This is a genomic window from Kribbella antibiotica (assembly GCF_004349055.1).
GTDB classification, from domain to species: domain Bacteria; phylum Actinomycetota; class Actinomycetes; order Propionibacteriales; family Kribbellaceae; genus Kribbella; species Kribbella antibiotica.
This window is the reverse complement of sequence record NZ_SMKX01000076.1, coordinates 1-17124: the sequence shown is the minus strand read 5'-3', so window position 1 is coordinate 17124 and position 17124 is coordinate 1. Positions and strand designations below refer to the sequence as shown.

The window sequence follows — 17124 nt, the reverse complement described above, 5'->3', positions numbered from 1 at the left end:
CCCTTCCCCCAGGGCAAAATCTTTCCTCGTGACGCGCTGAGCTGTCAGCATTTACCAGAGTAATGGTTCGGACACGAACGGTGAAGTGTCCGGAGGGTGGCCTGTCCGAGGGCGTCGGGAGCCGCTCCGGATACGATCCGAAGGTTGCCGAGTCGTTGAGGAGTTGACCGCGGGTGTCCGCCGTCGTGGGTGCGTTTGTCGCGCTGGTGGCGGTCGCAGTGCTCGGATATCTGGTCGGGCTGGCCGGTGTCCTGCGCCCCGAGGACGAGCTCGTACTCTCCCGGCTGGCCTTCTACGTCGCGACGCCCGCGCTGCTGTTCGCCACCGTTGCGCGCGCTGACCTGCACTCGATCTTCTCCGTCGTCCTGGTGACGAACCTGGCCAGTCTGGTCGTCGTCCAGATGATCTTTCTGCTGATCGCGGTTCTGCTCTGGCGGCGGTCGCGCTCCGAGGCCACGGTCGGCGTGCTCGCGGCGTCGTACGTGAACGCGGGCAATCTCGGCGTACCGATCGCGGCGTACGTGCTGGGGAACGGTGCTCTGGTCGCGCCGATCATTCTGTTCCAGCTGTTGGTGTTCGCGCCGGTTGCGTTCGCGATCCTGGACGGCGATCGCCAGGGGAGTGGGCGGCGGGTGCAGGTGCGGGCGATGTTGACGCGTCCGCTGCGGAATCCGTTGACGGTGGCGTCACTGCTCGGGTTGGTCGCGGCGGCGTTCGACGTGCCGCTGCCGACGATCCTGATGCGGCCAATCGACCTGCTGGCGGCGGCCGCCGTACCGGTTGCGCTGATCGCGTACGGCCTCAGCCTAAGCGCGGGGGCGAAAGACTCGATCACCTTGCAACGGGACGTCGTACTGGCTGTTGTGCTGAAGACGATCGCCCAGCCCTTGATCGCGTACGCCGTCGCTCGCTGGGTGCTGGATTTGCGCGGAACCGCGCTGCTCGCGCCCACGCTGCTGGCCGCGTTGCCGACCGCTCAGAACGTCTACGTGTACGCCGTGCATTATCGAACGTCGCGAACGTTGGCCCGCAGCGCAGTCCTGATCAGCACGCTGATCTCGATCCCGCTGATGACCGCGATCGCGGGCCTGCTCGCCTGACGCTATTTCATTGCGTGACGCTATTTCATTGCATGGAAGGCCTCAACAGCCACCGGAGCGACCTGGTCGACGGTGACGCCTTCGTTGGCCGACTGCGCGATCACGGTCAGCGTGTTCGAACCGCGGTAGCACTGTGTCGGCAGGTTGCCGGTCGTCTCGACACAGGTCGCCTGACCGATCGTCTTCACCTTGTCCGGCGACGCACCCGAGTCCGCCACCGTCTTGGCGATATCGACCTTGCCCCGCAACGCGATCACCACGAACAGCCGGTTGCCGTCGAGATTCCCGTACGCCTCGACCGTCGCCTGCTTACCGTTGTTGATCCGGCTCAACGCCTGCTTGGTCTGGTCCAGCTGCAGCTGATTACGAATGTCCGCATCGGTGATCCGATCCAGCCCCGCCAACTTCGCCGGCGGCGTGATCCCACGATTCGTGTTCAGCCGGTTCAACGGACCCAGACCCCACACGTACCCCAGCAGAGCCAAGGCCAGCAGCACTACAAATGCCCCGGCCACCGTCACGAACGGCCCTCGCCGATAGAACCGAACCTTCTTCTCCCCAGCAGCCGCATCACCGGGCTCGGCCGGCTTCGCCGGGGTGGTCGCCTTGGCGTCCGCGACTGCCCTGTCGGCTGTCGGCTCGGCCTTCGGGAGTGCGTCAGCGGCCGCCGGAGCAGCCGGTACGGCGGTTGCGCCAGCAGGGGGAGCGGTCTTTTCCGCACCGGACTCCGGGGACTCCGGCTGTCCCTTGGGGGCGGCGGAATCGCTCGGGGTGGGGTCGGTCATGAGGGCTCCTATGGTGCGCTGACACGGGGTCGAGGCCGATGGTGGCGGACCGGACAACCTCGTTCCGCAGCGTAGTCGTTCACTTCAAACGCGTAGTGCCCGCCTCCCCGGTGGGGCGACGGGCACTCAACGGATTATTTCAGAGCGTAGCGACGACGCTGACGGCGTCGGTCTCCTCGGCATTCCAGACGATCTCGCCGGTGATCCGGCCGGCTGCCCGCAGGTCCGGCTCGGCGCGCTCGGCCAGCGCCAACCGCGCTGCCGGCCCGCTGACCTCGACCTTGCTGACCTCGGTCTTCATCGAGACCTGGGCCTCGGACTTCGCGCCACGGATCCCGGCCAGGACCTCGGACACCGCGTCCAGAACCTCAGCCTCCTGCTCCGCCACCGCGAGGTCGGCCTCCGGCGTCGGCCAGGACGCCTTGTGGATTGAGCCTTCCTGCCACCACGACCAGACCTCTTCGGTCGCAAACGGCAGGTACGGCGCGAGCAGTCGCAGCTGAACCGACAAGGCGACCGCGAGAGCCGCTTTGGCCGACGACGCAGGGGCGTCGCCCTGACCGCCGTACGCGCGCTCCTTGACGAGCTCGACGTAGTCGTCGCAGAAGGTCCAGAAGAACCGCTCCGAAACCTCCAGCGCACCGGTGTAGTCGAACCGCTCGAAGGCAGCCGTCGCATCGGTGACAACCGACTGCAGCCGCTGCAGCATGGCCAAGTCGACCGGCTCCGTCACCGCAGCCGTGTCAACAGTCGTCGCACCGAACGACAGCACGAACTTCGAAGCGTTCAGAACCTTGATCGCCAGCCGGCGACCGACCTTCATCTGCGACTCGTCGAACGGGGAGTCCATCCCCGGCCGGGCCATCGCCGCCCGCCAGCGCACCGCGTCGGTCCCGAACTTCTCCAGGATCTCCGATGGGACGACCGCGTTGCCCTTGGACTTCGACATCTTCTTGCGGTCCGGGTCGACGACGAAACCGGAGATCATCGAGCGCGCCCACGGCAGCGTGCCGTTCTCGAAGTGGGCCCGGACGACGCGGGAGAACAGCCAGGTGCGGATGATCTCGTGCGCGTGCGTGTTCAGGTCCATCGGGAAGGTCCGCTGGAACAGGTCGTTGTCCCGCTCCCAGCCGCACGCGATGTGCGGGGTGAGCGACGAGGTCGCCCAGGTGTCCATCACATCGGGGTCGGCCTGGAACCCACCGGGCTTGCCACGCTGGGACTCGTCGAACCCGCGCGGTGCCTGCGAGGTCGGGTCGATCGGCAACTCGGCCTCGGCCGGCATCAGCGGGTGGTCGTAGTCGACCTCGCCGTCGGCGTCGATCGGATACCAGACCGGGAACGGGACGCCGAAGAAGCGCTGCCGGGAGACCAGCCAGTCACCGTTCAGCCCGTCGACCCAGTTCATGTACCGGTGCTTCATGTGCTCCGGGACCCAGCCCAGCTCGTCACCGCGCTCGAGGAACTCGGCCTTCAGATCCGCGCTGCGACCACCGTTGGTGATGTACCACTGCCGGGTGGAGACGATCTCGAGCGGCTTGTCGCCCTTCTCGAAGAAGTTCGCCTTCCGCTCGGTCTTCTTCGGCTCGCCGTCCAGGTCGCCGTTCTCGCGCAGCTTGCCGACGATCAGCTCCCGCGCGGAGAACGTCGTCTTGCCGGCCAGCTCGCCATACAGCTCAGAACCTTCAAGCCAGGCAGGCGTGTCCCGCAGGATGCGGCCGTCGCGGCCGATGACCGTGCGGACCGGCAGCTGCAGCTCGCGCCACCAGGTGACGTCGGTGAGGTCGCCGAAGGTGCAGCACATCGCGATGCCGGCGCCCTTGTCCATCTCGGCGGCCTCGTGGGCCAGGACCGGGATGTCGACGCCGAACAGCGGGCTCTTGACCGTCGTCCCGAACAGCGCCTTGTAGCGGTCGTCGTCAGGGTGGGCGATCAGCGCGACACAGGCCGGGAGCAGCTCCGGGCGCGTGGTCTCGATGTAGATCGGGCCATCGGCGCCGTGGAACGCGACCCGGTGGTAGGCACCCGGGTAGTCGCGCGCCTCGAGCTCGGCCTGCGCGACCGCGGTCTGGAACGTGACGTCCCACAGCGTCGGTGCCTCGGACAAGTACGCCTCGCCGCGGGCGAAGTTGCGCAGGAATGCGCGCTGCGACGTCCGCCGGGAGTCCTCGGAGATGGTCGTGTAGAGGTAGTTCCAGTCGACGCTCAGGCCGACCTGGCGCCACATCGCCTCGAACGCCTGCTCGTCGATATGCGTGAGCTCACCGCACAGGTCGACGAAGTTCTGCCGCGAGATCGGGATCTGCTTCTTCGCGTCCGGCTTCTCCGGCGGCGTGAAGTCCGCGTCGTACGGCAGCGTCGGGTCGCACTTGACGCCGTAGTAGTTCTGGACCCGGCGCTCGGTCGGCAGCCCGTTGTCGTCCCACCCGATCGGGTAGAAGACCGACTTGCCGCGCATCCGCTGGAAGCGCGCGATCAGGTCGGTGTGGGTGTAGCTGAAGATGTGCCCGACATGCAGCGACCCCGAGACCGTCGGCGGCGGGGTGTCGATGGAGAAGACATCCGCGCGCTCGGCCGTCCGGTCGAAGGCGTAGGTCTGCTGCTCCTTCCATACCGCAGCCCACTTCTCCTCGAGGCCTTCGAGGGTGGGCTTTTCAGGAACGCGGGACGTTTCACTCATGCTCACAATCCTAGTGGTTGTCAAGGGGTGCTCCGAACGGTTTATCCACAGGCCTCCTAGACTGGCCCTCTGATGAGTGACCTCTCCTACGCCGAGGTATCGGCACGGCTCCAGGCCCGCTGGCCGGAGCAGAAGATCGACCCCACGCTGGATCGGGTCCAGCGGCTCGTCGAGCTGCTCGGCGATCCGCAGAAGTCGTACCCGGTCGTGCACCTGACCGGGACCAACGGCAAGACCTCCACGGCCCGGATGATCGACTCACTGCTGCGGGAGGCCGGTCTGCGGACCGGGCGCTTCACCAGCCCGCATCTGGAGTCGGTCCGGGAGCGGATCACGCTGAACGGCGAGCCGATCAGCGAGGAGCGCTTCGTCGAGACGTACGTCGAGATCGAGCCGTACCTCGACGTGGTCGACGCCGAGCAGGAGCACCCGCTCTCGTTCTTCGAGGCCATCACCGGGATGGCGTTCGCCGCGTTCGCGGACGCCCCGGTCGACGTGGCGATCATCGAGGTCGGCCTCGGCGGGACCTGGGACTCGACGAACGTCGCCGACGGGACCGTCGCGGTGATCACCCCGGTCGCGGTCGACCACGCGCACATCCTCGGCGCGGATCCGGTCACGATCGCCCGCGACAAGTCCGGCATCATCAAGTCCGGCAGTACGACGGTCGTCTCGCAGCAGAGCATGGACGTCCTCGAGGTGCTGATGGCCAAGGCGGCCCAGGCCGGCTCGTCGATCGTCCGGGAAGGTCTCGAGTTCGGTGTCGTCAGCCGCTCGGTCGCAGTCGGCGGTCAGCTGATCTCGCTCAAAGGCCTCGGCGGCGAGTACGACGACATCTTCTTGCCGCTGCACGGTGAGTACCAGGCGCACAACGCCTCCACCGCGGTCGCGGCCGTCGAAGCGCTGTTCGGTGCGAGCGAGGAGGCCGAAGGCCGCGTCACCACCGAGCTGCTGCAGGCCGGGTTCGCCGAGGTCACCAGCCCCGGCCGCCTCGAGGTCGTCCGGACCAGCCCGACGATCCTCATCGACGCCGCTCACAACCCGCACGGCGCCCAGGCGTCGGTCGCAGCGGTCTCCGAGGCCTTCGCCTTCCAGCCGCTGATCGGCGTACTGGGTTGTATGAAGGACAAGGACGTCTACGGCCTGCTCGAGGCGTACGAGCCGATCATGGAAACGGTCATCTGCACCCGGAACAGCTTCCTGGACCGGTCGATGCCGGCCGAGGAGCTCGGCGAGCTGGCGATGGAGATCTTCGGCGAGGACCGGGTGCTGGTCCGCCCGCACCTGATCGACGCCATCGACGACGCGATTCGGCTGGCCGAGGAAGGCTCGATCGCCATGGGCTCCGGTGGCGTCCTGATCACCGGCTCGGTCGTCACCGCTGGCGAGGCCCGCACCTTGCTGGTCCGCAAGCCCAAGGAGGCCGACCCGCTCCCCGGGTACTCCGACGCTACCGACGCCGACAACGGTGATGAGGAGTGAGGTCACTCGCGTCGATCGTGCTCGCCTTCGAGGCGCTCCTGCTCGCGCTCGTCACCCCGGTGATGATCTCGATCGCCGATGTCCGCCCGGCCGTCGCACTCTCGGTCTGCCTCGGACTCGCCGTACTGGCGATCCTGTCGGCCGGCCTGCTGCGGAACCAGACCGGCTACATCCTCGGCTCCGCCGTCCAGGTCGGCGCCGTCGGCCTGGGCTTCGTCGTACCGGTCATGTTCGTGCTGGGCGCTGCCTTCGCAGCCTTCTGGATCGCGGCCATCGTGCTCGGCCGCCGCATCGAGGAAGCCAAGAAAGCTCAGGCCGCTCAGCAGGCCTGAAAACAGTCAGCAGGTAAGCTCTGCCGCCCCGCCTACTTCGAGAGAGAGTCAACGATGTCGCAGCGCACCCTGGTCCTGCTCAAGCCCGACACGGTACGCCGCGGGCTGGTCGGCGAGGTCCTCGGCCGGTTCGAGTCGAAGGGGCTGTCGATCGTCGCCCTGGAGTTCCGCACCATCGACGGTGAGACCGCCGACCAGCACTACGCCGAGCACGTCGAGCGGGACTTCTACCCGCCGCTGCGCGCCTTCGTCACCAGCGGCCCGCTCGTCGCCGTCGTCCTCGAGGGCGACGAGGCGATCGAGGTCGTCCGCGCCCTGAACGGCGCCACCGACGGCCGCAAGGCCCTCCCTGGCACCATCCGCGGCGACCTCTCGCTGTCCAACCGCGAGAACCTGGTCCACGGCTCCGACTCCCCGGAGTCCGCCGACCGCGAGATCAAGATCTGGTTCCCCGACCTCCCGTAGTTCTCCGATGGCCGGTCGAGCTCGTCGTCGCAGGCGTCCGTACTGCGACTTTGTGTGCCCACCAACCGTTTTTCCGCCTGCGGAATGGTTGGTGGGTTCTCGAAGATGGCGTTGGTGCACAAGGGTGAGGTGCTTCGACCCGGTGGCGGTCGGGGAGTGAGGAAGCAGATACGATGCGTGCTGGGCAGACGGGTCGTGTCGGTCCCTGGGTGGCGCTGGGTCCGCGCTTAGCCTGAGATTCCCGGACCCGAGCAGTTGGAGGGCCCCCGAGATGGCGAACAGCATGCTCGGCCGCGATATGGCGGTCGACCTCGGAACGGCCAACACCCTCGTTTATGTGCGAGGGCGTGGTGTCGTCCTGAACGAACCGTCCGTGGTCGCGACCCGGACCGACGAGCCGCGTGAGGCCGTCGCTTTCGGTCACGAGGCGAAGAAGATGATCGGCCGGACGCCCGGCAACATCACCGCGATCCGGCCGCTCAAGGACGGCGTGATCGCCGACTTCGACGCCGCCGAGCAGATGCTGCGCTACTTCATCCAGCGGGTGCACCGGCGCCGGTACTTCGCCAAGCCGCGGATCGTGGTTTGCGTGCCCTCCGGCATCACCGCCGTCGAGCAGCGCGCCGTCCGCGACGCCGGGTACATGGCCGGTGCGCGCAAGGTCTACATCATCGAGGAGCCGATGGCGGCTGCCCTCGGGTCGAACCTCGAGGTCCGCGACGCGACCGGCAACATGGTCGTCGACATCGGCGGCGGTACGACGGAGGTCGCGGTCATCTCGTTCGGCGGCATCGTCACCAGCCAGTCGATCCGGGTCGCCGGTGACGCCATCGACAAGGCGGTCGTGAACTACTGCAAGAAGGAGTATTCGCTGCTGCTCGGCGAGGCCACTTCGGAGCAGATCAAGATGACGATCGGGTCGGCGTTCCCGACCAGCGACGGGCCGGACAGCGAGATCCGCGGCCGCGACATGATCTCCGGTCTGCCGCGCACCGTGAAGGTCTCCTCGGCGAGCATCCGGCAGGCGATCGAGGAGCCGATCACCGCGATCGTCGATGCGGTCAAGGCGACGCTGGACAAGACTCCGCCGGAGCTGGCCGGTGACATCGTCGACCGCGGCATCGTGCTGACCGGCGGTGGCGCGCTGCTCAAGGGGATGGACGAGCGGCTGCGGCACGAGACCGGGATCCCGATCCATGTCGCGGACAATCCGCTGGACGCGGTCGTCCTGGGCGCCGGTAAGTGTGTCGACAACATCGAGACGCTGAACCGGATTCTCGTCACCGACAACCGGCGCTGACCATGCTCAAAGACCTCGGCACTCCCGCGCGAGGCCTGGTCCGGGCGGCCGGGGTACCGCGGGAGGTCCGGCGCCGCCGGACCATTCTGGTTCTGATCATTCTCGCCTGTTTCACGCTGATCGTGCTCGACGCCCGCCGTTCGGCCGGTTCGCCGGTGGAGCCGCTGCGGACCGGCGCCGCGGCCGTCTTCGGCCCGCTGGAGTCGACGGCGAGCTCGGCTCGGCAGCCTGTGGACAACCTCCGGGACCGCTTCGCGGAAACGGATAGGTTGAAGGCAGACAATGAAAAACTGCAAGCGGAGAACGACCGGCTCAAGCAAGAGCTGAACACCACCGACTACGCCCGCAACCGGGCCGGCGAGCTTGACGGCCTGCTGCGGATCGCGCCGAAGTTCACCATGACTCCGGCGCGGGTGATCGGGGTCGGGGCCCTGCAGAGCTTCAACCACACCGTCACGATCGATGCCGGTTCGGCGGATGGCGTCCGCGCCGACATGACGGTCGTCAACGGCAGCGGCCTGGTCGGTCGCGTGGTGCGGACCACGCAGTCGACGTCGACCGTGCTGTTGATCGGCGACCGTAACTCGACGGTCGGTGGCCGGTTGAACTCGACGTTGGCGCTCGGATTCGTCTCGGGTCGCGGTGAACTGGCCGGGACCTTGGACTACAAGCTCGTCGACCTGAAGGCCAAGCCCCGGGTGGGGGACCGGATCGTCACCTGGGGTTCCAGCGGCAACGCGCCGTATGTGCCGGGGGTTCCGATCGGCGTCGTCACCTCGGTGTCGGCGACGGCAGGTGCGCTCGGGACCACCGCAACGATCAAGCCGTACGTCGATCCCACCCGGATCGACACCGTGGGAGTCGTGACCGGTCCGCCGGCCCGCGCGCCCCGAACTCAACTGAAACCGTCCACCACAGCAGGCAGTGCTCGCTAAAGGAAGGGAGAGCTGACGTGATTGCACTAAGAGTCGGGTTGGCCGCCCTCTTGCTGATGCTGGCGGTCACCATCCAGACCTCCGTGCTGAGCAACATCGCGGTTGCCGGGGTGACGTGTGACCTCGTACTGATCGTGGTCATCGCGCTGGCGTTGTCGCGCGGCCCGGAGTGGGGCGCGATCAGCGGGTTCGTCGGTGGGCTGCTCCTCGATGTCGTGCCGCCGGCCGATCACACCGCCGGTCGCTGGGCGCTCGCGCTGGCGATCGCGGGTTACGTGGCCGGCCTGATCCGCCGGGAGACCTCTGCGGGCCCGGTCGGCCCGTTGGGTGTTGCCCTGACAGTCGTCTTCGGTTCCGGGTTGTCGCTGCTCATCTACTCGGCCACTGGCGCGCTGCTGCACGACCCCTCGGTCGAGTGGAGCCAGTTCGGTGTCCGCATCGGGATCGCCGCCGGGTACGACGTGGTCGGTGCGATCGTGGTCATCCCACTGGTGATGTGGCTGATGTCCCGCTTCACTGCAGCACGTGAGCGGCGGCGAGTGACGCCATGAGTTTCGACTTCTTCGAGACGCCTCTGAAGGCGCGGCTGCGGTTGTTCGTGATCGGGGTGCTGGTTTTCTCCTTGTTCTGCACGCTGTTCGCCCGGCTTTGGTACATGCAGGTGATGTCCAGCGCTGACTACAGCCAGGCCGCCACGCAGAACCACACCCGCGAGGTGCTGGTGCCCGCGCCGCGCGGCACGATCGTGGATGCGAAGGGCCGGACCCTCGTCGGCAACCGCGTCTCGCTGGTGATCACCGTCGACCGGTCGATCCTCGCGAAGCTTCCGGACAATCAGCAGGGCCAGATGATTGCCCGGCTCGCCAAGGTGCTTGGTCAGACACCGCAGGAGCTGAAGGCGCGCACGATGCTGTGCGGCGAGCCAGGCGCTTCCAAACCACCTCGCTGCTGGAACGGGACGCCGTACCAGCCGATTCCGGTCGCGAAGGATGTCAGCGAGCAGGTCGCGATCGAGGTGATGGAGCGCCGCGAGGACTTCCCTGGGGTCGGGGCGGATTCGCAGACTCTGCGCTCGTACCCGGCGCCGTACCGGGTGAACGCGGCCCACATCCTCGGGTACCTGTCGCCGATCACCACCGAAGAGCTGGCCAAGCTCGACAAGTCCGGGCAGAACTCGGTCCCGCACCGCTCGGACCTGGTCGGCCGGGCCGGTGTCGAGCGGACGTACGACCAGATGCTGCGTGGCGCGCCCGGCGTCAAGGACGTCATCGTCGACGCCGTCGGGTACACGACCGGTGTCGAGAAGCAGACCGCGCCGACGCCGGGTGCAACTGTCGTGAGCTCGATCGACGCGCGGATCCAGGCCTCGGTCGAGACGCAGCTGAGGACGGCGCTGCTGAACGCCCGCAAGCAGTACGACAAGGTCACCAAACGCAAGTACGTCGCCGACTCCGGTGCAGCGGTCGTGATGGACACCAAGACCGGCCGGGTCGTCGCGATGGCCAGCTACCCCGACTACGACCCGGGCGTCTGGGTCGGCGGGATCAGCCAGCGCGAGCTCGACGCGCTCTACTCGGCGAAGTCCGGGACCCCTCTGGTGTCGCGGGCGCTCCAGGCGCAGCTCGCGCCCGGCTCGACGTTCAAGCCGATCACCACCGCCGCCGCGCTCGGTGCCGGGTACAGCCCGAAGACCCGGCTCGACTGCTCGTCGTACCTCGAGGTCGGCGACCGCCGCTTCAAGAACTACGAGTCCGCGTCCTACGGGATGATCGGGTTCGACCGCGCGCTGGCGATCTCCTGCGACACCTTCTTCTACCGGATCGCCTACGCCCTGTGGCTCAAGGAGGGCGGCAACTCCGGTGACATCAACGCGAAGGACCCGCTCGTCGACATGGCCAAGAAGTTCGGCCTCGGCACTCCGACCGGGATCGACCTGCCCGGTGAGGTGAGCGGCCGGATCGCGGACCGCAAGTGGAAGAAGGAGTACTACGACTCCCAGAAGGACTACTACTGCAAGCTTGCGGACAGTCCGCCCGCCGGGACGTCGGCGTTCCTGAAGCAGTTCTCCCGGGAGTTCTGCGTCGACGGCTATCGCTACCGCGCGGGTGACGCGGTCAACTTCTCGATCGGCCAGGGCGACACGATCATCACGCCGCTGCAGCTGGCGGTCGTTTACTCCGCCTTGTCGAACGGCGGCACCTTGTACGAACCGCGCGTCGTCGAGTCGTGGAAGGGTGCCAACGGCAAGAACCATGTCATCAAGCCGACGGTGAAGGCCAAGCTGCCCGTCTCGGCGAACAATCTGCGCTACATCGACAAGGGGCTCAAGGAGACCGCTCGCAGCGGTACGGCGGCCTGGAAGTTCGCGGGTTTCCCGCTCGACACGATCCCGGTCCGGGCCAAGACCGGGACGGCCGAGGTCTACGGCAAGCAGACCACTTCCTGGATGGCGTCGTACACCGATCGGTATGCCGTGGTGATGATGCTCAGCCAGTCCGGAACCGGTTCGGGCGCCGGTGGTGAGGCCGTGCGGAAGATCTACGAGACGCTGTACGACATCAAGCCCGTGGCCGACGACCCCAAGAAGAAGATGCCGAGCTGATGGCGCTCCTGACCCCGATCCGGACCCGGCCGCGGATGGACCGGCGCTCGACCGTCTGGCACATCGACTGGATCCTCGTGCTCGGCGTGGTCGCGTTGTCGTCGATCGGCGCCTTGCTGATCTGGTCGGCCACCCACGGCCGCGAGTCGCTGACCGAAGGCAACCCGAACTTCTTCCTGCTCCGGCATGCACTGAACTTCGCGATCGGCCTGATCCTCGCGGTCGGCGCGGCAGTCACCGACCCCCGCCGGCTCCGCTTGCTCACCCCAGTCCTGTACGCCGCTGCGATCGTGGGACTGATCCTCGTCCTGGTGCCCGGGGTCGGCGCGGTCATCAACGGCTCACGGTCCTGGATCCAGCTGCCGTGGATGTCGGTCCAGCCCAGCGAGTTCGCCAAGCTCGCGGTGATCGTGGGGATGGCCCTGCTGATCGCGGAGAAGGGCGAGACCGACCGGAACGAAACGGCCCGCACGATCGACATCGCCCAGGCCGTCGCGATCGCCGCGATCCCCGTGGTCCTGGTGCTGCTGCAACCCGACCTGGGCACGGTGATGGTGCTCGGCTCGATCGTGTTCGGGATCATCGCGGTCTCCGGAGTCCCGAAACGCTGGATGCTCGGCCTGGTCACGGCCGGCGTGGTGATCACCACGCTGTCGATCAAGCTGCAGATCCTGAAGGAGTACCAGCTCAAACGGTTCCTGAACTTCGCCAACCCCGAGCAGGACCTGCAAGGCAGTGGCTACAACGTCAACCAGGCCCGGATCGCGATCGGGAACGGCGGGATCTTCGGCCAGGGACTGTTCCACGGCAGCCAGACCCAGAACGCGTTCGTCCCCGAGCAGCACACCGACTTCGTCTTCACCGTCGCCGGTGAGGAGCTCGGCCTGATCGGGGCCGGCGGGATCATCCTGCTGTTCGCGCTGATCCTGTTCCGTGGATTGCGGATCGCGATCAACGCCCGCGATGCCTTCGGCCGGCTGGTGGCGACCGGCGTCGTGTGCTGGTTCGCCTTCCAGGCTTTCGAAAACATCGGGATGACGCTCGGAATCATGCCGGTCACCGGGCTCCCGCTGCCGTTCGTCTCCTACGGTGGTTCGTCGATGTTCGCAGGCCTGCTGGCGATCGGCCTGCTGCAGAACATCCACCTCCGCTCGCACACCTTCTGATCGGGTACGCTGCTCCCTGCTCGGCCGCCCGTGGACACGTTGTCCAGATGGCGGTGTGTGACTCCGCCACCCTAGGAATTTCATGCGCAAGTTCGTGTCGTTCCCCCTTGCCCTCACCGCCGCTCTCACGTTCGCGCTGACCGCGTGTGGTGGCAACGACGACAAGGCTTCCACTCCGCCGCCTCCCGCTCCGACGACGACGCCCAGCGTCACGCCGTCCGCACCACCGGCGCCGACCGTTGATCCGGCGTCCGGGCTGGTCCTGCGTTCCAAGGAGGACCTGACCACCGGCCTGCTCGAGTTGAGCGACCTACCGGCCGGCTTCTCCCGCGAGGCCGACGATGACGCGGAGGACGAGTCGAAGCCGTTCACCACGACGAGCAGCCGCTGCAAGGTCCTGGTCAAATACCTGAACGCCGATGAGGCCCCGGGGACCAAGGCATCGGTGACCCGCTCGTTCAGCGGCGGTCAGGAAGGGCCGTACATCGACTTCGGCCTCGACGCGATGGGCTCGGTCGACAAGGTCGCGAGCCTGCGCGCGAAGTACGCCGATGCGGTTTCGTCCTGCTCGAAGGTGACGATGCGCGCCGAAGGCGAAGGCAGCACGACCATGCAGGTCGACGAGATCACTGCACCGGACTTCGGCACCGCGCCGTTCGCCTACCGGCTGATGGGTGTCAGCGGCCCGAAACGCGGCCTGGAGTACACCGCACTCGTGACCGGCGTCAACGACGTGATCCTGTCGATCGGCGTACTGGCCGGTGACGAGGCGGTGCTGGCGGCGGCCGCCGAAGCCGCCGCCAAGAAGGCCGAAGAAATGCTCAAACCGGCCACGTGATCGGCCTCACCCCGGCCGCTGTCACACTGCGGCCGTTCGTCTTGTCGAAGTGGGTATGGAACAACGCAGCGACATGATGAAGGCCATGCCGGCCGGTGTGAAGGCCGTGTACGGCGTCGAGACCTACGTACAGAGCGTTGTGGACCACGCGCTGCTGCACCTGATCAAGGTGCGCGCTTCGCTGATCAACGGCTGTGGCTTCTGCATCGACATGCACACCAAGGACGCGGTCAAGGAAGGCGAGACCACGCAGCGCCTGTTCGGTCTGGCCGCCTGGCGCGAGGTCTCGTTCTACGACGAGACCGAGCGAGCAGCCCTCGCCCTCACCGACGCAGTCACCAAGCTCGGTGACCACGGCGTCCCGGACGAGGTCTGGGACGACGCGGTCAAACACTTCGGCGAAGAGGGCACGCTCAACCTGGTCCTCGCCATCGGCACCATCAACCTCTGGAACCGCCTCGCCATCAGCACCAAGGCGCAGCCGCCCGTCGTGAACTGACGAGCCTTTCCCCCTCGACTGATACCGGTATGGACCGCTACTATCGGTAGCGGTCCATCCGAGGGGAGTTACTTGTGCGGTCCACGGAACAGCAGTCCCAGGAGTCCGGCGGCTCGATCGCGGCCTGCACCTGGTAACAGATAGTTGCCTCCGGCAATGACTGCAGGTAGCTGCAAGTTCTGTCCGGCCGCTGGTCCGGGTGCCCGGCGCGAACCCGGCCCGGGATAGGGTTGCCCTACCGCCTCGATCGACCAGCCGCCCCGCTGTCTGCAGGCGGTTTTGTGGTGGACCGAGTGAGGGGAATGCGTTGTGAGGCGACGTACGCGGGCGACCAGCAAGAACATGCTGGGGGCAATCCTGCGATTTCTGGCCGAAGCCGATGTGCGAGTCAGAAAAGTTCAGTGAACCGAGCCGCCCGGGCCGCTAACGGCCCGGGCGGAGCTCAATTCCGGGATCTGGTGGCGTCGGGGCTAATCTGGTAGGTGCTCTGCCCCCGACCGGAAGTGCCTGATGACTGTCGAATCGCTGTTCCCGCGCCTGGAAGCGTTGCTGCCGACTGTGCAGAAGCCGATCCAGTACGTCGGAGGTGAGCTGAACTCGGTCAGTAAGGACTGGGACTCGGTGAGTGTGCGCTGGGCGCTGATGTACCCGGATGCGTATGAGGTGGCGCTGCCCAACCAGGGTGTTCAGATCCTGTACGAGGTGCTGAACGAGCGTGAGCACGTGCTGGCTGAGCGCACGTACTCGGTGTGGCCGGACATGGAAGCGGTGATGCGGGAGCACAAGATCCCGCAGTTCACGCTGGACAGTCACCGGCCGGTCAAGGCCTTCGATGTGTTCGGGCTGTCGTTCTCGACCGAGCTCGGGTACACGAACATGCTGACCGCGCTCGACCTGGCCGGCATCCCCCTGTACGCCGTCGATCGGACCGATGACGATCCGATCGTGCTCGCGGGTGGGCACGCGGCGTTCAACCCGGAGCCGGTCGCGGATTTCATCGATGCTGCGGTGCTGGGCGACGGTGAAGAGGTCGTGCTGGCGATCACCGAGGTGATTCGGGAGTGGAAGGGCGAGGGCAGCCCGGGTGGCCGCGACGAGGTGCTGATGCGGCTGGCGCAGTCCGGCGGGGTCTACATCCCGAAGTTCTTCGACGTCGACTATCTGGCCGACGGCCGGATCCAGCGCGTCGTACCGAACCGTCCCGGAGTACCGTTCCGGACGGCCAAGCACACGGTGATGGATCTGGATGCCTGGCCGTACCCGAAGGCGCCGCTGGTGCCGCTCGCCGAGACCGTGCACGAGCGCTACTCCGTGGAGATCTTCCGCGGCTGCACGCGCGGCTGCCGGTTCTGCCAGGCCGGGATGATCACCCGGCCGGTGCGTGAGCGCAGCATCACCACGATCGGCGCGATGATCGACAACGGGCTGAAGAAGACCGGTTTCGAGGAGGTCGGCCTGCTCAGCCTGTCCTCGGCCGACCACACCGAGATCGCCGAGGTCGCGAAGGGGCTGGGCGACCGGTACGAGGGCAGCAACGTTTCGCTGTCGTTGCCTTCGACAAGGGTCGACGCCTTCAACATCACGCTGGCCAACGAGTTCTCCCGCAACGGCCGGCGCAGCGGTCTGACGTTCGCGCCCGAGGGCGGGTCGGACCGGATGCGCAAGGTGATCAACAAGATGGTCACCGAGGAAGACCTGATCCGCACGGTCGCCGCGGCGTACAGCCACGGCTGGCGGCAGGTGAAGCTGTACTTCATGTGCGGTCTGCCGACCGAGACCGACGAGGACGTGCTGGCGATCGCCGACCTGGCGAAGAAGGTGATCCAGACCGGTCGCGAGGCCTCGGGCCGCAACGACGTCCGGTGCACGGTGTCGATCGGCGGGTTCGTCCCGAAGCCGCACACGCCGTTCCAATGGGCCTCGCAGCTCGGTGTCGAGGAGACCGACGCCCGGCTGGCCAAGCTGAACGCCGCGATCCGCTCGGACAAGAAGTACGCGAAGGCGATCGGTTTCCGGTACCACGACGGCAAGCCCGGCATCATCGAAGGCCTGCTGTCCCGCGGTGACCGCCGGGTCGGCCGGATCATCGAGGAGGTCTGGCGCGACGGCGGCCGGTTCGACGGCTGGAGCGAGCACTTCTCCTACGACCGCTGGATCTCGTCGGCCGAGAAGGCGCTCGCCGACGAGCCCGTCGACCTCGCCTGGTACACGACGCGCGAGCGTGAGTACGCCGAAGTCCTGCCCTGGGACCACCTGGATTCGGGTCTCGACCGCGACTGGCTGTGGGAGGACTGGCAGGACTCGCTCGAGGAGGACGGCGGCCTCGAGGTCGAGGACTGCCGCTGGACCCCCTGCTTCGACTGTGGCGTCTGCCCGCAGATGAACCTCGAGATCCAGATCGGCCCCACCGGCAAAAAGCTCCTCCCCCTCTCGATCGTCTAACCCCCGATCCGCCGATCCCCACCCCTGCCGTCGGCGGGCCGGGCGCGTTCGCCTTGAGCACGGCTCAGTCATTTTCGCGCGGAGAATCCGACTGATAGATGCTCAAGGCGCGTACTACGCGACGCCTTGAGCCCGGGTCAGTCATTCACACGGCGGATCCATGGCTGGTGGGTGCTCAAGGCCGGGCTGCGCGGAACGTGCGCCGTGCGGGTGGGTGATTGGTGGGGGTGTGAACAGGGCGTGGTGGCTTGGGACAAGGCATTACTTGTTCAAGCGCCCCGTGGAATACGCGCACCCCCGGTGAGGGTCTGCATCGCGCTGTGCGTCTGGATCCGCCGCCGTCGGGTCGTACGCGGGTAGGGCCGGACCGCCCCCACTCACAGTGAGAATGGTTGGCGTGGTCCCGCAGCGGTCTTCCTGACTCACCCACTCACTGACTTCGGGTCTTCAATTGGATCTGTCGGTCGACTCGCTGCGGGACCACGTCTGCACCCACCC

14 protein-coding genes are annotated in these 17124 nt (G+C 67.0%); 12 read left to right on the top strand and 2 right to left on the bottom strand.

Annotated features, from left to right (window positions below; all coding sequences use genetic code 11):
* Nucleotides 1–173 precede the first annotated feature (173 nt).
* Nucleotides 174–1100: an AEC family transporter gene (locus tag E1263_RS24040; protein WP_132171107.1), complete on the top strand. Its 927-nt coding sequence runs from the start codon at nt 174–176 to the stop codon at nt 1098–1100.
* 20 nt (nt 1101–1120) lie between these two features.
* Here E1263_RS24040 and E1263_RS24035 read toward each other — a convergent pair whose 3' ends face one another.
* Both E1263_RS24035 and valS read right to left on the bottom strand, forming a co-directional pair.
* Nucleotides 1121–1885, bottom strand: coding sequence for a hypothetical protein (locus E1263_RS24035; protein ID WP_238161478.1), 765 nt, complete (start codon nt 1883–1885; stop codon nt 1121–1123).
* A 139-nt stretch (nt 1886–2024) separates the two neighbouring features.
* Nucleotides 2025–4565, bottom strand: a complete 2541-nt coding sequence (gene valS, locus E1263_RS24030) for a valine--tRNA ligase (RefSeq protein ID WP_132171105.1) — start codon at nt 4563–4565, stop codon at nt 2025–2027.
* Between the two features lie 72 nt (nt 4566–4637).
* Between valS and E1263_RS24025 the strand changes: the two genes are divergently transcribed.
* From E1263_RS24025 to E1263_RS23975, 11 genes are all read left to right on the top strand, one after another.
* Complete coding sequence (locus tag E1263_RS24025) at nt 4638–6047, top strand: bifunctional folylpolyglutamate synthase/dihydrofolate synthase (protein WP_132171103.1); 1410 nt, start codon at nt 4638–4640, stop codon at nt 6045–6047.
* Complete coding sequence (locus E1263_RS24020) at nt 6044–6379, top strand: DUF4233 domain-containing protein (protein WP_132171101.1); 336 nt, start codon at nt 6044–6046, stop codon at nt 6377–6379. Before E1263_RS24025 ends, E1263_RS24020 begins: the two co-directional genes overlap by 4 nt.
* Before the next feature lie 54 nt (nt 6380–6433).
* Nucleotides 6434–6844 carry a nucleoside-diphosphate kinase gene (ndk, locus tag E1263_RS24015; RefSeq protein ID WP_132171099.1) on the top strand — a complete coding sequence of 137 codons (411 nt, stop codon included), beginning with the start codon at nt 6434–6436 and terminating at the stop codon, nt 6842–6844.
* Between the two features lie 271 nt (nt 6845–7115).
* Nucleotides 7116–8144 (top strand): rod shape-determining protein, encoded by a 1029-nt coding sequence (gene mreB, locus E1263_RS24010; protein WP_132171097.1) that lies wholly within the window; start codon nt 7116–7118, stop codon nt 8142–8144.
* Nucleotides 8145–8146: 2 nt separating this feature from the next.
* Nucleotides 8147–9079 carry a rod shape-determining protein MreC gene (gene mreC / locus E1263_RS24005; protein WP_132171095.1) on the top strand — a complete coding sequence of 311 codons (933 nt, stop codon included), beginning with the start codon at nt 8147–8149 and terminating at the stop codon, nt 9077–9079.
* Nucleotides 9080–9096: 17 nt separating this feature from the next.
* Nucleotides 9097–9630, top strand: coding sequence for a rod shape-determining protein MreD (gene mreD / locus E1263_RS24000; RefSeq protein ID WP_132171093.1), 534 nt, complete (start codon nt 9097–9099; stop codon nt 9628–9630).
* Nucleotides 9627–11681, top strand: a complete 2055-nt coding sequence (mrdA, locus tag E1263_RS23995) for a penicillin-binding protein 2 (RefSeq protein ID WP_132171091.1) — start codon at nt 9627–9629, stop codon at nt 11679–11681. Before mreD ends, mrdA begins: the two co-directional genes overlap by 4 nt.
* Nucleotides 11681–12847 carry a rod shape-determining protein RodA gene (gene rodA, locus E1263_RS23990; protein ID WP_132171089.1) on the top strand — a complete coding sequence of 389 codons (1167 nt, stop codon included), beginning with the start codon at nt 11681–11683 and terminating at the stop codon, nt 12845–12847. Before mrdA ends, rodA begins: the two co-directional genes overlap by 1 nt.
* Before the next feature lie 82 nt (nt 12848–12929).
* Nucleotides 12930–13685 carry a hypothetical protein gene (locus E1263_RS23985; protein ID WP_132171087.1) on the top strand — a complete coding sequence of 252 codons (756 nt, stop codon included), beginning with the start codon at nt 12930–12932 and terminating at the stop codon, nt 13683–13685.
* A gap of 55 nt (nt 13686–13740) precedes the next feature.
* The gene (locus tag E1263_RS23980; RefSeq protein WP_238161476.1) at nt 13741–14184 is read left to right on the top strand and encodes a carboxymuconolactone decarboxylase family protein; all 444 of its coding nucleotides are present in this window, start codon (nt 13741–13743) and stop codon (nt 14182–14184) included.
* 510 nt (nt 14185–14694) lie between these two features.
* Nucleotides 14695–16626: a TIGR03960 family B12-binding radical SAM protein gene (locus tag E1263_RS23975; RefSeq protein ID WP_132171085.1), complete on the top strand. Its 1932-nt coding sequence runs from the start codon at nt 14695–14697 to the stop codon at nt 16624–16626.
* The last annotated feature ends 498 nt before the right edge of the window (nt 16627–17124 follow it).

What these genes read in the sequence shown, in the direction of transcription:
- E1263_RS24035 (WP_238161478.1), bottom strand. Translation starts at nt 1,885, where the DNA reads ATGACCGACCCCACCCCGAGCGATTCCGCCGCCCCCAAGGGACAGCCG.
- valS (WP_132171105.1), bottom strand. Translation starts at nt 4,565, where the DNA reads ATGAGTGAAACGTCCCGCGTTCCTGAAAAGCCCACCCTCGAAGGCCTC.
- E1263_RS24025 (WP_132171103.1), top strand. Translation starts at nt 4,638, where the DNA reads ATGAGTGACCTCTCCTACGCCGAGGTATCGGCACGGCTCCAGGCCCGC.
- ndk (WP_132171099.1), top strand. Translation starts at nt 6,434, where the DNA reads ATGTCGCAGCGCACCCTGGTCCTGCTCAAGCCCGACACGGTACGCCGC.
- mreB (WP_132171097.1), top strand. Translation starts at nt 7,116, where the DNA reads ATGGCGAACAGCATGCTCGGCCGCGATATGGCGGTCGACCTCGGAACG.
- mreC (WP_132171095.1), top strand. Translation starts at nt 8,147, where the DNA reads ATGCTCAAAGACCTCGGCACTCCCGCGCGAGGCCTGGTCCGGGCGGCC.
- mrdA (WP_132171091.1), top strand. Translation starts at nt 9,627, where the DNA reads ATGAGTTTCGACTTCTTCGAGACGCCTCTGAAGGCGCGGCTGCGGTTG.
- rodA (WP_132171089.1), top strand. Translation starts at nt 11,681, where the DNA reads ATGGCGCTCCTGACCCCGATCCGGACCCGGCCGCGGATGGACCGGCGC.
- E1263_RS23985 (WP_132171087.1), top strand. Translation starts at nt 12,930, where the DNA reads ATGCGCAAGTTCGTGTCGTTCCCCCTTGCCCTCACCGCCGCTCTCACG.
- E1263_RS23980 (WP_238161476.1), top strand. Translation starts at nt 13,741, where the DNA reads ATGGAACAACGCAGCGACATGATGAAGGCCATGCCGGCCGGTGTGAAG.
- E1263_RS23975 (WP_132171085.1), top strand. Translation starts at nt 14,695, where the DNA reads ATGACTGTCGAATCGCTGTTCCCGCGCCTGGAAGCGTTGCTGCCGACT.